This is a genomic window from Maribacter algicola (assembly GCF_003933245.1).
GTDB lineage: Bacteria > Bacteroidota > Bacteroidia > Flavobacteriales > Flavobacteriaceae > Maribacter > Maribacter algicola.
Map to the genome: position 1 here is coordinate 539,855 of NZ_QUSX01000002.1, position 15,785 is coordinate 555,639.

Consider the following 15,785-nt stretch of genomic DNA (forward strand, 5'->3'; position numbering starts at 1 on the left):
TACATAATTATGGCATTAATGTTTAGATTTGTTTGATATCAAATTTAAGAGTAAAACAAATTAATGAAATTCACCTACAATCCAAGGATTATCAGGCATTTAGGATATGAGCTGATTACTTCTAATGAAGTTGCAATAACTGAGCTTATCAAAAATTCTTATGATGCAAACTCTTCAAAAGTTTCACTGCAGTTTTTGACCTCTTATGATAAACTCGATACCACAAGATTACTAAATAAAATCCCTAATAAATTAAATGAACGCTTAGCTAAAATTAATCCTGAAAGTCTTGTATTAGTTGAAGATATCGGAGTTGGAATGACCAAAGATGTTTTAATCAAAGGATTTTTTGAAGTCGGATCAACCTTAAAAAAAGACCAAAAGAATAATGAGGATCAAGGTGCTAACATTATTCTTGGTGACAAAGGAATTGGTAGGTTAGCTTCTCAGAAAATTGCCCCAAAACTCATCGTGGAAACTTCAGCGGAGAATAGCAATCAAATTGTTTATGTTGAAATTGATTGGGAGAAATTTATATCAAGTAAAGATTTTGATGCACCTGAAGAAGAAATCGATTTAGGGACAACTATTTCTAGTGGATACACAAGACTATGGCTTCTTGGTACTAAGGAACAACCAATTGTAATTCAACAATATTTTGAAGAAAGAGAAAACTACGAATACGATGTTTTCGGAAATATTACTAAAAGTTTAGGAAAGTATCTTCAAATAAAGGATGAGTTACAAACTGCTCTTGGATTTTTGTATTCGCCGTTTGAGGAAAAGAAATCTGTAGTTGATATTGAGTTGTCAACCGACGGAAAGACCATAATGTTGGATTTTAATTATCAGGCATTAAAGGTTGCTGAGACAATTCATGAATTTGATAGTGAAATTATCTATGATGATGATCATAAACCAATAGATTTAAAAATTAATTTGAGTTTACAACTAAGGCCTTGGTTTATTGAAAGAATTCATCACCGTGAATTAGGGTCTGTACTCTATCAAGACTGGAAAAGACCATCTACGGAATATAAAAAGCTCTTAGATAAATATGAAGACCGTTATAGTCAGAATTTAAAGAATACACTCTTACTTACTCAAATTTTCCCATCATGGAACAAAAAAAGAAAGGGAGCTTTATCTGAAAATTTTGTTGATGCCATTTTGAAAATAGCACCAATAAAATGTAAAATTTATACATTTAAAAGAGATAATACTCTCATGAGCATTGCAAGACAATCTGCTGTGGATAACGGATATGTCGAAAATACTGTTAGAACAAATTATGATATTCGTCCATTTTTATCTGCTCATAATGGAATCAAACTATATCGGAATTCATACCGAGTAGGAACGATTGGAAATAGGGATAATGATTGGCTAGAACTACAACAAAAAAGAACTTCTGGGCAACAGTTTTATAGATTTGAATTAGGAAATGTAATTGGGTTCATTCAGATTAATGATAAAAAACAGAAGTATATATACGAAACCAGTTCTAGAGAACATCTCACTCAAAATTTATATGTCGATTCACTTCAAGTAACTTTAACTGAACTTCTCGAAATATTTTCACCAAACTATACCAAAACAGCAGTAGAATTAACTAAAAACTTTCTTGATCAGGAAGGTTGGTTGCCTAAAAATAATGAAAAAGAAATAGAGCAGGAAATCGACAAATCGAAAGAGGTACTAAAAGCAGCAAGATTGAATTTAACCGCTATTCAGCAGGCAATTACTGCAATTAAGGACAAAATTGAATTAGACACGGAAGAAAAAATCAATTCTGTTAAAAAAGTATTTCGAAATCTAGAACCAATTGCTTTAAACTTTGAGGAAAATCTTGATGATACTGAAAGATCATTGAAAAGTGCAAACCAACTATTGGAAATTGCTAAACAAGAACAAGTAAGGGTAAAAACAGAAGCTTACAATAATTATAAACTTATGGCCAATGGGTTGGTTACTGAAATAATTACTCATGAGCTCCACTCTCTTCTTAGCAGCTCTGAGGAGGAGGGTGTCGTTTATGACAGGCACTTTAAAGTAATAGAAAAGTATTTCCTGGATACTGAGCTATATGAGCTTAATAAGTCGCATTTTCTGCCAATTAAAAAGAAATTTGAACATCTATTTAAAAAAATGGGTGATTTAGATAAGTTTTATTCTTTTTTAGATAAAACCTTTATTACAAATGACGGAAGTAGAATATTGATTCCTACGGAAGTAAAAGGTGAACTAAAGCTTATTGTTGAAAGATTCAAATTTCGATTGAATAGGCATAATGTGCGAGTAGAACTTTCGTCGCTTAATAATGTTTGGGAGGTGCCAAAAGGAGCTCTACTGCATGTTTTTTACAACTTAATTGACAACTCGATTTATTGGATTCGACAACGACAAAGGATGGAGAGATTAGATGCTAGGTACAAAAGAGAAGGTACAGATTTAATAGATATCAAAACAACTTCGTCAACTACAATACACTTTAGCGATACTGGCATTGGAATAGATGATAAACTTCAACACACTTTGTTTAATGAACTTGTTTCCGGTAAAGAAAATGGTAGAGGTATGGGTTTGTATATCGTGAGACAATTCCTAAAATCATTTGGAGGTAATATCGAATTATTACCAAAGAGAAATATTTATGGAAATAGATATATTTTTGAAATAAGCATAAATCAGCTTACAAACGAGAATGAGTAGGTTAGCCGAACTTATAAAGTCTCTTAGAGCATTCACGATTCTCATTGTCGAGAATGAATTTGAGTATGTTACAAACCCCAATGAAATACTTGGGAAAAGCTGTTTTCTGAAACCGGAGACTATTACTGAAATTGTCAGCTCTGTTAATTCGCAAGGGCACGAAGACTTGGCAGAACACCTGAATAAATTCTTTTATGCTTGGAATAAAATTGAAAACCACGAGTTTCAATTATTGGAAACTATGGGTGTAGAATATCTGGATAGGTACTTGGAAAAAATAAATCAGCGCATATTAAAGCCTGAATTTTTAGAAATATTCAATAACATTATTGAACAAGATACAAATCATTCTTTTAAATCTATTTTTCTCAAACATGGTATTTTCATTGATGAGACTGTTCCTAAGTATAGAAAAATTTTAGCTGAAATTCACTCGATTCCAAATTGTAAAATTTTAATATACAAGCAAAATCCAGCCGAGGAGTTTTGGCCGACTTTTAAAAATGAAATTGAACAATCCGTTTTAGATACTAAAAGCAATTTTTGTCTTTCAATTATTGATAAAAGTCTTGGAGGAGGCGGAAATGAAGGTAAAGAACTAATTCAAAGATTAGTAGAGGAGCATAAAAACGATGATAGGTTTAAACATATTTGCTGTCTTTATACATCCTTAGCAGCTGAAAACAAGTTGGAATGTTTTGATGATTATTTTGTTCAAGAAGTTTCAAAAAGCAAAGAAAATGAAACTGATAATATAGCATACGTACTAGCACAATCTGCATATGCTGAAGTTTTTAATTCTTTAAAAGTAAAGACAATCAAAAGTGCAGAGGATACTCTTCAGATTGTTCTTAAAAACCAGAAAAATATAAAATATATTGTGGATAAATCTCAGGATGAGGGTATTCCTGCCTATGACACAATAAAAAATTGGTATGGCTTGTCTGTCCAAAATTCTTTCGATTTAAAAGAATTAAAGGATTTTCGATTTATTGCTAGTCTTGCCTCATTTTTCAAAAAGGAATTTTTAGAAAATCATCCCTCGTTATCCGAGGTGAGTGAAGAGCTCAGGCAGTTAAACACTTATGAGTTATTTGATAATAATATCAACAAAAAATATTTACCAATTGCTCCAGGGGACATTTGGGAGTCAGGTGGGAATTATTATATCCTTATAGGGCAGCTCTGTGATTTACTCTTGCGAAAGAAGAATAATAATAGAAATGCCAGGATTGGTGAACTATTTAAGCTAGAATTTGGTAGAAATGACTCACAAAAATATAAATATGATGTCATACTTAATTCAGGCAAAAAAAATATTCATATCGATAATTTTTATGACGAATTAAATGACAAGTATGAAACACTTAAAATTGATATTTCTACACCAAATATTTTTTTTGCAGACCTAGAAGTTCTAGATCTTTGCATGTTTAATTCGAGTGGTAAGTGTGAAATTGATATTAAACAAAAGTTGACAGAGGACATTAAATTAGTCCTATCCTCTAACAAAGACGATTATTATAATAAACTAAAAAATAAATACAGCAATATTGGAATATCAAAAATCAGACAAATAGCGAGTGCTTTAGAATTGAACAATCCTCTTGATTTTTCTATTATAAATTTTCAAGTAAACCAGGGTGTTATATCGCATGGTATCCGCAGAGTTTGTCGATTGAAAGGAAGATACTATGATTCCTTATATAATAATTACCTAAATCATAGAGGAAGAATTGATTTAAATCTCATAGACAATGTTGAGGAGGAAGTAACATCAATAAAATTAACTTTTTCTCTCATAAATGATCCCGCATCAGAGTTAACAGTTGATAATTTTAATTTGTGGAAATCTAAAAGAGAAGTCTATTTAAATTTGGAAGAATTAAAAACTTCATTTCCGTTGTATTCGGAATTGTTTTCCAAATGCAAAGTTGAAAAACTTGAATCTTCAAATACTACCCAATTCATTCTTACGAAAGAATCTGATAGTGAGTATACGTTGATGTTTAAGTATCATTTTGGAGAAAATGACTACGTTCAAAAAAAGGAGTTTAGCTTTAAAGATTTGTTTAAAGAAAGTAAACCCATAGGGAATGACAAGTTTATGGTTAAAGGAAAACAAGAAAAAGAATCTTTTTTGAACGAAGAAGGTCATGCCACACGGAAAATTACAATTGAAGAGCTCAAACTTGGTATCATAGTTTTTGATAAAGGAGCAGTTATTAGCCTATCAAATGGTTTATTAATTAAAGAAAAGTATGAAGAATAAAACATTTGAAATATTATCGCTTTTTTCTGGTGGAGGATTTCTTGACTTAGGATTTATTAATCAGGGTTTTGAAATCTCAGAAGCAGTCGAAATTAACCCTTATTTTATTGAAGCTTATAATTATGGACTAGAGAGTTATTTTAATAATTCCAATAATAAATATTTAAGACAAGGACTAGTTAAGCATAACAAAATCAATAAGCCTATCGATGCGTCATGTAGGAAAGAACAAAAAAGGTTAGAAAAAAGCCATGCCAATGTGACGGGTATAATAGGGGGGCCACCTTGCCAAGATTATTCTGTAGGGGGAAATAATGGAGGGATAGAAGGAGAAAGAGGTAAATTGATAAACAGCTATTTGAGTATAGTCAAAAAAATAAAACCTGATTTTTTATTTTTTGAAAATGTTGAGGGTTTGTATAAAACTATAAAACATAGAAAAGCATTCGACGAGTTCGTTGTAAATATAGAGAAGAATGGCTATGTGGTTTGGCATGACATATTTAACGTGTTGGAATATGGTTATCCACAAGATCGCCCAAGGATTGCGTTAGTAGCCTTCAAAAAGAAAATAGTCAAATCCTTGGTTAAGGCCGGCCAGGTAATGGAAAAGGATAATTTTAAATTAAAACATAAACAAACGGATAATTTGGTTTTTCGTTGGCCAAAACCAAAATATAAAAACCCGAAAAGTTTCGATTGGCCAAAGAAATGGAAGTTTGGAAATGATAAATCCATTTACGAATTGAATGGGCATGAGGAGCTCAGTGTAAATTATATTTTTAAAGATTTAGACGATACTTTCCCAAATCAAACTGAACATTTTAATCCCAAATCAAAACGTTTTAAGGATGTAGAGGAAGGAGATACCAATCGCAAATCATTTAAGAGACTACATAGATTTAGATATAGCCCAACTGTCGCCTATGGTAATAATGAGGTTCATTTACACCCTACTCAAGCTAGGCGGTTGACTGTAAGAGAAGGCTTGAGATTACAAACTGTACCAGATGAATACATTCTACCACCAGAAATGCCTTTAACACCAAAATTCAAATTAATTAGTAACGGTGTACCAACTGCAAGTGCAGAATTAATAGCTAAAGAAATACGTCGCACTTTAATTAACTTCCTAAGCCTAAATAATGGCAATTTATAATACTTCTTCAGATTCGGCAAATACCGCAATAAGAGCTTTTTTGACAAAAGTTGGGGAGTACTATTGGGGAAAAAGTTTTAATACAGGTTCAGGGAAGTCAAAAAAAATATTTCAACAAATTAAAGAAAAGGTGTTTGAGAATAAATGTGCCTACTGTGGAAATAAAGCATTCAAACTTCAAATAGAACATTTAATCATGTTCAACAGAACACAATATGGTTTACACCATCCAGGAAATATAGTGCCAGCATGTCAATCTTGTAATAAACGAAGAAGAGATGATTCGAGTAATTATTTAAATTGGGAAGAACATTTAGAACAAATTTGCAGAGAAAATAATGATTTAAATTCATTTTTCGAAAGAAAGAAAAAAATTCAATATCATATGCAAAAAGGAGAATTTAAGTATCCTGAACTGAATGAAGCTGAAAAACATGCAATTCGCGTAATTGCGAATTCTTTATACGAAAATATCAAGACAGAAAGTGATAAGGCCCTTAAAATGTATCAAGAATTAGATAGTGCTTTCGTAAAACGTTAGATTTATAACTATCCAAGTGCTTCAAGCCTAAGATAATTTTGATAATAGCTTAAAATTGTTTTAAAAGTATTCGTAAAATCTACTTCTTCAACTCGGCTAAAACAATAGATGCATGCTAGTACATCCACCATAGAAAAGTAGTATCTTTTGAAGGTATAGCGCCAATGCCTTATACACCTAAGAAAAACCATTTTATAAACTACCACCATGAAACCAACCACCCTAAAAACCTTCTTTTTCACCCTTTGCCTTTTGGCCGCTTTTGCGTCCCAAGCACAAGTAGACCCATCCTATTATCAAGATCTGGAATACAGGATGATCGGGCCCTTCCGTGGCGGGAGGACCGTAGGTGCGGTGGGCGTCCCTTCCCAACCCAATGTCTTCTTTATTGGGGTAAACAATGGCGGGGTATGGAAAACACATGATTATGGCCGTACCTGGAACCCCATTTTTGATGACGCCCCTACAGGTTCCGTGGGGGATTTGGCGGTTTCGCCCTCGGACCCCAATATCATGTATGTCGGTACCGGCGAAGGCCTGCACCGGCCGGACCTTGCCGTGGGGGATGGCATCTATAAATCCACCAATGGCGGTGAAAGTTGGGAGTATATCGGTTTGGAAGATGTACAACAGGTGAGTCGGGTCATTGTACACCCCACCAATCCGGATATCGTCTATGTGGCCGGTTTGGGACATCCGTACGGGGCCAACGAAATGCGGGGCATTTTTAAGTCGGTAGACGGCGGAAAAACATGGAAAAAGACCTTATATCTAAATTCAACCACCGGTTCAACGCAAATTGAAATGGACCCTAACGATGCAAATATTTTATTTGCGGCCATGTGGGAACACCTGGAAGGCCCTTGGGAGAACGCCAAATTTTCCGGTCCTAACAGCGGACTCTACAAATCCACGGATGGCGGGGAAACCTGGCGAAAAATAGAAAAAGGGTTACCCGGAGCGGAAGAAGGTCTGGGCAGGGTAGGGGTGGCGCTATCGGCCAGCAATTCCAAACGCCTCTATGCCACGGTGGATGCCCAAGAAAAGGGCGGGGTGTATACCAGTGCCGATGCCGGTGAAAGCTGGAGCCTGGTCACCACGGAAAACCGATTGTGGGGCCGGGGGAGCGACTTCGCCGAAATAAAGGTGCATCCCAAGGATGAAAATACAGTGTTTGTAGGCAATATTGCCTCCTACAAATCCGTAGATGGCGGTAAAACGTGGACCTCCATCAAAGGTGCCCCGGGCGGGGACGATTACCATAGGATATGGATCAATCCCCTGCATCCGGAAATCATGCTGTTTGCCGCCGATCAAGGTGCGGTAATCACGGTCAATGGGGGAGACACGTGGAGTTCTTGGTACAACCAGCCCACGTCACAATTGTACCATGTGACGACGGACAACCAATTTCCGTATTGGGTGTACGGAGGCCAACAGGAAAGTGGCGCCATTGGCATTGCCAGTAGGAGCAATGGGGGACAAATCTCGTTCCGGGAATTTGTAGGCGTAGGTGCCGATGAATATGCCTATGTGGCCCCGGACCCTTTGGATAATAACATCGTGTATGGGGGTCGGGTGATTCGATTCAATAAAAAAACGGGGCAATCGCAATATGTGGGTCCCGAAGTATTACGTTCCCGGGATTTCCGATACCTACGTACGATGCCTTTATTGTTTCATCCGGCCGATGATAGCATGTTGTTATTCGGTACGAATGTGATTTGGAAAACCCATAACGGGGGACAGCATTGGGAACAGATCAGTGGCGACCTCACCAGAGCCCAACCCGAAGTGCCCGCCAGCGTTGGGGATTACAAAACCGAGGCAATGGAAAACATGCCGCAGCGTGCCATCGTGTATGCCATTGGCCCTTCGCCCTTGGATAAAGATATTATTTGGGCCGGTACGGACGACGGACTCATTCATATGACTCGGGACGGGGGCAACACCTGGACCGACGTAACACCGACCTCGATTACTTCCTGGGATAAAATTTCACAGATCGATGCGGGGCATTTTGATGCGGGAACCGCTTATGTGGCCGTAAATGCGATTCGGAAGGACGATATGCAACCCCATATCTACAAGACCCACGACTTTGGGGAAACCTGGGAGGAGGTCGTTACGGGGATGAATCCCTCCGGACCGGTCAACGTGGTGCGGGAGGACCCGAAACAAAAAGGTTTGCTGTTTGCCGGAACGGAGCGTGAGGTCTATTTTTCGGCCGATGACGGGGCATCATGGCAATCGCTCCGAATGAACATGCCCGCATCTTCCATTCGGGATTTGGTGGTGCATGAAAACGATCTGGTCATTGGTACCCACGGTCGCTCCATTTGGATCTTGGACGATTTTAGTCCGCTGCGGGAATTGGCAAGTCTATCCGACCAAAACGCCTATTTATTTTCGCCCAGCGATGCCTATCGGGTTCGGTTCAATATGTTTAGCGACACGCCACTGCCTCCGGAAGAACCTACGGGACAGAATCCGCCGGATGGCGCCCTTATCGATTATTATTTGGGTGCCGATGCCCAAAAGGTGGAACTCAACATCTTGGATTCGAAAGGGGAATTGGTCAACAGCTTTTCCAATGCCGATAGTGCGGAAGTGTTGGATACGACCCAAATGCAGCATCCCACGTATTGGATACGTCCGTTCAAAGGATTGTCCGGCGAGCCCGGCCACCACCGTTTTGTTTGGAATCTACGGTATAAAGAACCTCAGGGCGCCAATCGTGCCTTTGCCATAGCCGCGGTACAATATGATACCCCCAGCGGACCCGAAGGGCCTTTTGTAGCGCCGGGAACGTATACCGTCCAACTGAAGGTGGATGGGGAGATGCTAGAAAAAAGCATCACCGTAAAACTGGACCCACGCTCCGAAATGAGCGAGGAAGCCTTGGGCCTTCAAACCGACCTGTCCCTGCAAACTTATACCGATTATGGGAAACTGCAGGGGATTCGGGAAGCGATAGATGCCAGCTCGGCAAAGGGCAAAAAGAAGGAAAAGCTGCTGGCCTTTCGAGGCGAGAGAGCCCCTGAGGATGGCGATTTGATCTATGGCAGTATCTATGCTACAGAACTGGAGGATGAAACGCTTGTCGGACTCCAATCCAAATTACTCTTTCTTTTGAACGTGCTACAGAAAACCGATGCCCGACCCACGGTCGCCACGCAGGAAGCCGCAAGACAGTTACATACACGTGTAGGGGAGATGGTAGCCCTTTGGGAATCGAAGTACAAATAAGTCGGCAAGGAAGCCGTTAAACGTTAAAAATCATAAAAATCCTTGGCTTGATTTGGTGTTTTTTTACTTTGGCGGAAACCTTCAAATGTGCTAGCGAAAAGACGACAATTACCCCAAAAACCTACGAACGATACCGAACGGTTTATTTACTGTTTGGAAGCGGTCGATGCTATTGAAACGGACACGGTTACGGAAGTACAAAAAAATCTCGAGCAACTGGCCATACAGTATGGCGTGGCGAGTATCTATCAAACCTGTGATACCATTGAAGGGCTGGAAGATAGTCTCAATGCCCTCGTCATGGACGACCACCATTTTAAGGATTATGAAATCATCTATCTGGTGATGACAGGGGAGGCCAATAGTGTTTGTTTAAATGGCTACTACTATTCCTTACAGGAAATCGCGGAAGTGTTCGAGGGACGGCTACGTGGGAAAATCTTGCATTTTTCCAATGCAAAAGTGCTCGACCTGGACGAGGAGGAAGCCCAGTATTTTTTGGATATCACCAATGCCAAGGCGGTTTCCGGTTATGGCAATGCATTTGACGGAATAAGCAGCTCCCACCTAGATAAGGCCTTCTTTAACCTGTTTAAGGAGGAAGATGATATGTTCGAGGTGGTGGAAGAACTGCATCGCAGGCATTACGATGCCTGTAAGATCCTGGATTTTAGGTTGTATTATTAATACCAGGTAGTGATATCTTATCCCTGGTATTTCAAGCGATTTACTGGTTTCCTTAGTTTTCCTTGCGCTCCCTGCGGTCGTCCCGGCGTTCGCGACGGTCTTCCCGCAGTTCGTCTTTATCCTCCCTAAGTTCCTCTTGGGTCTCCAACAGGTCATTGTTCATGGTAGTGATAAACTTTTCGAGAATGCCGTTTCCAAGCGTCTCATCGGCTTTGGCGCTTTCGTGTAGGGCCTTTTGGTTTTCCAATCGGACTTCTAATTCGTTACGGTCGGCTACATCGTCCCGTTTGTCGCGTCGGTCGTCGCGGGTATTCCTTCGGTCGCGGCGTATATCCCGTCTGTCATCCCGAGTGCCTTCGAACGTTCTGCGATTGCTTCTATTCTCCCTTCGGTTGGTTCCCTTTTCCAAGGAACTTTGCACGACTTCCCGCTTTGCCCGGGCTACTTTTCCCTCGGTCTGTTGGATTTCCCGCTCCATGGCGTTTAGTATTCCCTGCCGATACTTTTGGGCCAGTTTCGTATCGCCAATTTCAAGGGCCGTCTGGAATTCCAAAACATCGGCTTTAAAGCTTTCCAATTCTTTGGTGTCACGTTCCAATTGCGCGCTCCCCATCTTAATCTGTCGGTGGTCCTGAACAGTTTCCTTGGTATTCTGTGCCGAGGCAAAAAGGGTCGTTACTAGTATAAGGGTCGCAGCAAGGTATTTATTTGTTTTCATTGTTTTTATTTTATCGGTGTAACCTGTTTATATATTCTATTTTTTAAATACGGTAAGTTGTAATGGAGTAGGGGGTTAATTGATTACTGCATTGATCTTCTCCCAAAGCGCATTGTCAAATCCCGATACCGCGAAATTGGGATTTTCCGGATCCGAAGCATTGCCCATACGTATCACCACCATTTTTTTAGTGGGATCCACGTAGATACGTTGATCCTTGGCGCCCATGGCCGCTACCATGTCGGAAGGAGCATTGGGAACCAAGGAACCCTGATACACGTTTTGTTGGCTAGGAACCATATACTGGGTTTTTCCGTTCAACCACCAAAGATACCCGTAAGACGGATTTATATTTTGGGAGGAGGTCACACATTCCGTAAAAAAGGAGGTGTCGATGATCTGCTCCCCGTCCCATACGCCGTTATTAAGGCTCAACAGCCCAAACCTGGCCATACTTCGGGTAGTGCTATGGAAAATGGTAAAGATCGCACCTTCGTTCCAAAACCCGTCCATGCCAATTTTCGACTTAAGATTGGCGTTGAAGTAGGTTTCAAAATCGGATGCACTGGATTCCGCGACCACATCCATCAATTTTTGAAAAACGTTGCCATAGGCCCATCGGGAACCGGCATCGGCCACATAAGTAAGGTTGGATTTTACGACCAATTGCTTGGTATCGTCAATGCCCGAGGTCATCGTGAGCAGATTCCGTACGGTAATCAGATTTTCCTTTTCCAGGTCCATATTGGTCCAGTTTTCCCCTAAATAGTCGGACACCTTGTTATCGATATCGATTAGTCCGTTTTGCTGTGCGATTCCCGTGGTGGCGGACACCAAGGTCTTTCCGGCACTGTTCCATTCCCAAGGCTCTTGGGCCGTATGGCCGTCAAAATATTCCTCCATAACGATCCTGCCGTTGACAAGGATCATAAAGGATTTGGAATTGGTCTGGATGAGAAAGTCTTTTAAGGCGTCTATTTGGGACTCGTCCCATTGCAAACTGCTGGGCGTTGTGGTTTCCCACGTACTTCCAATGGGTGGAAAATACATGGTTGGGTCGGGTTCCTCAATGGGTCCATCGTCCGAAGTTGAACAGCCTACCACAATACTCAGTAGTAGTACCAAAAACAAATATGGATATTTCATAGCCTTCTTTTATAATTGCTGTTGCTTCAATGTCTCGCTTCCGAATTTCTAGATGCATTTTTCAAGCATATCCCTAAAAATCCTTATGGGAATAACGAGTTAGAAGCAATAGCTATAACGTTTGGACGTTCGGTTTGTTGTATGGGGTCTAGGGTGATTTCTCCAAAAATTTTAGGGGCAAAGTGGGTATTAGTTACGACCCTTACATTGTGCTAAGAGTTATTGAAAAACTGGTTAGGTGAGCACAAGCCAACGGGTAGAAGGGTAGTACATGTGATAAGGTTAATACATAGTTAACCTATTAAAATTTATATTTTTTATTTTTACGTCCATCAATTTTTCCTTGATGACCCAAAAATCGATAGCCGTACTTCCTTTTGTCAATATGAGCAATGATATTGACAATGACTATTTCTGTGATGGGATTACCGAGGAAATCATCAATGCACTCACAAAAATCAACGAGCTTAAGGTAATTGCCCGCACCTCCTCTTTTGCCTTTAAGGGAAAGGATATTGATATTCGGGAAATAGGAGGGCAATTGGGCGTCAACACAGTTCTTGAGGGAAGTATTAAAAAATCCCGGGAACGGGTTAGGATAACGGCACAATTAATAGACGTTGCGGATGGAACGCATTATTGGTCCAAAAAGTTCGACAGGGAATTAACGGATATTTTTGATCTGGAAGATGAGATTAGCCTGGCCATTGCGGATGAAGTCCGTAACAATTTTGGACATTTTGAGGTGCAAGACCATTTAATAAAGCAACCCACCACCAATGTAAATGCCTATCAATTGTTCTTAAAAGGGCGTTCATTGCAATTAAAATGGACACCTGAAAGCCTTAACAAGGCCATAACCTATTATGATCAGGCCATTGCCTTGGATAAAAATTATGCGAAAGCCTATTATGCCAATTTACAATGCTATGGCTTATTGGCCATGTGGGGGTATATGCCCTACCAAGAAGCTATGGATTTGGCCATTGGCAATCTTTTGATCGCAAAAGAAATAGACACCTCCTTACCCGAATACCCACATTCCTTTGTGGGGAAGTTTTTTTGGGGGGAATGGGATTTCAAAAATGCGTACATTCATATCAATAAAGTCTTGGCCATTAATCCGAATCACATCGATGGGTTGGAAGCTATGGCGGAACTGTTCATTGCCCTTGGCTTTTTTGACGAAGCCTTAGTATATGCTAATAAACTCTTGGATGTAGACCCACTTTCGGCTAACAATCATTACACTTTTGCCCATATCTGCTATTATCAAGGTCAATTTGACAAAGCCTTGGAAGGTGTAAACTATGCCCTAACCCTTAATCCGGAATTGGCCTTAGCGCATCATTTAAAGTGTTTTTGTTTGATATGGCTAAACCAAGAACAGCAGTTTGAAGAATTTATAAAAGACACACCACTAGTCGAAGAGAAAAAATGGTTGTTCCGACTTATCAATGAAAAGCCTGTTGAAGTCCCGGAGGAAATTGTATCACGATGGACAGCTAGTGAAAGCAACGAAACCATGCTAGTTCCTTATGATTTGTATATTTTGAGTAATTCCAACCATAAAGCGTTAGGTTTTTCCCGTTTAAAGGAAATGACTGACCGCAGGCGTGGCCAAATCATCAATTACAGGCAAGAACCTTTTTTGAAACCCTTACACGGAATGGTAGGTTTTTCGGATTTGCACCATTCCAACCTGTGCCTTTCGGATATTACATCCCCCGTGGACGAGGAAGAAAAATCAACACCTACTATTTTGGATACTTCCCAAATAGAGGCCTTAAAAGAGGAACTGCTTACCTATTTTGAGGAAGAGGAACCTTTTCTGAATCCGCAATTGAGTTTAAAACTCGTGGCCGATGTCCTAGGGTTCAACACCAATAAAATATCCTACCTGATCAATACTGCCTTTGATCTAAATTTTAATGACTTTGTAAATTCATACCGCCTAAAACGTTTTAAATCCATTGCTCTGGACCCTAAAAACTCACATTTGACCATTCTTGGATTGGCCTATGACAGCGGTTTTAATTCTAAAAGCGTGTTCAATACCTATTTTAAAAAAATAGAAGGTATAACCCCTAGGGCTTGGATTAAGACCAATTCATGATTCATCTTCCTTAGTTCGTTTCAGATTATAATTCAGAACGATTGATTTGTACTTACCGTCAATCTTTGCATCAAAATTATAAATCAAAAAACGAACAATTATGACTACTCTACACAAATTCTTTCTCCCATTTCTAGTAATCACTGTACTACTTTTTACATCTTGCTCCAAGGAGGACGACACCACTTTACACAATCCCAACGACACGACACTCGAAAATGTTCTCACCGGTATCGGGTTTCAAGGATATGCCATTGTCACCAAAAACGGGAAGGACTTGGTACGCCAGGGTTTTGGATGGGCCAATCAAGACACGGAATCACCCCAAGGTGATAACCTAGGGTACCGAATAGGTTCGGTTACCAAAACACTTACTGCAGCGGCGGTAGTACAATTAAAACGTGACGGGTTGATCCAAAGCTTTGATCAAACCTTGGATGAATTTGATACGGAATTCCCGAATGGTGATCAAATTACCATTGCCCAGTTACTATCCCATCAATCCGGTATACCAGAGTATCAACTACTGGCTGAAGGTGCTTACGAACAAGGGGAAACCTTGGATGAAGGCACTATTTATGACCTTATCAAGGAATTGATCCTTGAAAATGGACTAGATTTTACACCAGGGTCCAACAAAGAGTATTGCAACTCAAACTATCTCATTGCAGCCTTGTTGGTCGAGCAGGTATCAGGGATGCCCTATCACGAATATGTGCAGCAGAAAATTTTCAATCCGTTGGGGATGTCAGAATCCTACAAAGGGACGGATGAGATTGACAGCGATACCCATGTACAGGGTTATTTGAACGGAAGTCCTAACAGTTCGTATCCTATGGACATCCCTTTTGGGGCAGGCGATTTCAGTAGTACGCCAAGCGATATGGAAACTTGGACCAATGCCGTAAAAACGGATTGGTTTACCGAAGCTGAAAGGACAGAAATATTTGCCAAAGATGTTCCAAGTGGCTATGTGGATTTTGGCTTGGGATGGTTTACCACACAAGAGGGCAGTACCACCATGTACTGGCACGGTGGCGATATTAATGGCTATTGGAGTATGATCGGTTTTATACCGGAATATGATGCTACGATTGTACTGTTAAGTAATCAGCAAGACGATACGGGAACGCAGCGCAACACCATTATAGAACACCTATTGACCACAGCGTTTAATTAAAAACA

The 15,785-nt window shown here is 39.8% G+C and carries 10 protein-coding genes; 8 read left to right on the forward strand and 2 right to left on the reverse strand.

What is annotated here, in order from left to right; translation table 11 throughout:
* The first annotated feature begins 63 nt into the window (after nt 1-63).
* From DZC72_RS11600 to DZC72_RS11625, 6 genes are all read left to right on the forward strand, one after another.
* Complete coding sequence (locus tag DZC72_RS11600) at nt 64-2,712, forward strand: sensor histidine kinase (protein ID WP_125223091.1); 2,649 nt, start codon at nt 64-66, stop codon at nt 2,710-2,712.
* The gene (locus DZC72_RS11605; RefSeq protein WP_125223092.1) at nt 2,705-4,984 is read left to right on the forward strand and encodes a hypothetical protein; all 2,280 of its coding nucleotides are present in this window, start codon (nt 2,705-2,707) and stop codon (nt 4,982-4,984) included. Before DZC72_RS11600 ends, DZC72_RS11605 begins: the two co-directional genes overlap by 8 nt.
* Nucleotides 4,974-6,143, forward strand: a complete 1,170-nt coding sequence (locus DZC72_RS11610; RefSeq protein ID WP_125223093.1) for a DNA cytosine methyltransferase — start codon at nt 4,974-4,976, stop codon at nt 6,141-6,143. The genes DZC72_RS11605 and DZC72_RS11610 overlap by 11 nt, the downstream gene beginning before the upstream one ends.
* A complete protein-coding gene (locus DZC72_RS11615) occupies nt 6,130-6,684 on the forward strand; it encodes an HNH endonuclease (protein WP_125223094.1) in 555 nt (184 codons plus the stop codon). Before DZC72_RS11610 ends, DZC72_RS11615 begins: the two co-directional genes overlap by 14 nt.
* Before the next feature lie 207 nt (nt 6,685-6,891).
* Nucleotides 6,892-9,933: a WD40/YVTN/BNR-like repeat-containing protein gene (locus tag DZC72_RS11620; RefSeq protein ID WP_243641720.1), complete on the forward strand. Its 3,042-nt coding sequence runs from the start codon at nt 6,892-6,894 to the stop codon at nt 9,931-9,933.
* Between the two features lie 87 nt (nt 9,934-10,020).
* Nucleotides 10,021-10,620: a DUF6642 family protein gene (locus DZC72_RS11625; protein WP_125223095.1), complete on the forward strand. Its 600-nt coding sequence runs from the start codon at nt 10,021-10,023 to the stop codon at nt 10,618-10,620.
* Between the two features lie 52 nt (nt 10,621-10,672).
* On the opposite strand, the gene DZC72_RS11630 is transcribed toward DZC72_RS11625, so the two are convergent.
* The gene (locus DZC72_RS11630; RefSeq protein WP_125223096.1) at nt 10,673-11,338 is read right to left on the reverse strand and encodes a hypothetical protein; all 666 of its coding nucleotides are present in this window, start codon (nt 11,336-11,338) and stop codon (nt 10,673-10,675) included.
* 75 nt (nt 11,339-11,413) lie between these two features.
* Nucleotides 11,414-12,484: a serine hydrolase domain-containing protein gene (locus DZC72_RS11635; RefSeq protein WP_125223097.1), complete on the reverse strand. Its 1,071-nt coding sequence runs from the start codon at nt 12,482-12,484 to the stop codon at nt 11,414-11,416.
* Between the two features lie 346 nt (nt 12,485-12,830).
* On the opposite strand from DZC72_RS11635, the gene DZC72_RS11640 reads away from it, so the two are divergent.
* Nucleotides 12,831-14,600 (forward strand): helix-turn-helix domain-containing protein, encoded by a 1,770-nt coding sequence (locus DZC72_RS11640; protein ID WP_125223098.1) that lies wholly within the window; start codon nt 12,831-12,833, stop codon nt 14,598-14,600.
* A 100-nt stretch (nt 14,601-14,700) separates the two neighbouring features.
* Complete coding sequence (locus DZC72_RS11645) at nt 14,701-15,780, forward strand: serine hydrolase domain-containing protein (RefSeq protein WP_125223099.1); 1,080 nt, start codon at nt 14,701-14,703, stop codon at nt 15,778-15,780.
* Nucleotides 15,781-15,785: the final 5 nt, after the last annotated feature.

Bases quoted from the DNA above. Each gene is read 5' to 3' on its own strand.
- DZC72_RS11600 (WP_125223091.1), top strand. From the start codon at position 64: ATGAAATTCACCTACAATCCAAGGATTATCAGGCATTTAGGATATGAG.
- DZC72_RS11605 (WP_125223092.1), top strand. From the start codon at position 2,705: ATGAGTAGGTTAGCCGAACTTATAAAGTCTCTTAGAGCATTCACGATT.
- DZC72_RS11610 (WP_125223093.1), top strand. From the start codon at position 4,974: ATGAAGAATAAAACATTTGAAATATTATCGCTTTTTTCTGGTGGAGGA.
- DZC72_RS11615 (WP_125223094.1), top strand. From the start codon at position 6,130: ATGGCAATTTATAATACTTCTTCAGATTCGGCAAATACCGCAATAAGA.
- DZC72_RS11620 (WP_243641720.1), top strand. From the start codon at position 6,892: ATGAAACCAACCACCCTAAAAACCTTCTTTTTCACCCTTTGCCTTTTG.
- DZC72_RS11630 (WP_125223096.1), bottom strand. From the start codon at position 11,338: ATGAAAACAAATAAATACCTTGCTGCGACCCTTATACTAGTAACGACC.
- DZC72_RS11635 (WP_125223097.1), bottom strand. From the start codon at position 12,484: ATGAAATATCCATATTTGTTTTTGGTACTACTACTGAGTATTGTGGTA.
- DZC72_RS11640 (WP_125223098.1), top strand. From the start codon at position 12,831: ATGACCCAAAAATCGATAGCCGTACTTCCTTTTGTCAATATGAGCAAT.
- DZC72_RS11645 (WP_125223099.1), top strand. From the start codon at position 14,701: ATGACTACTCTACACAAATTCTTTCTCCCATTTCTAGTAATCACTGTA.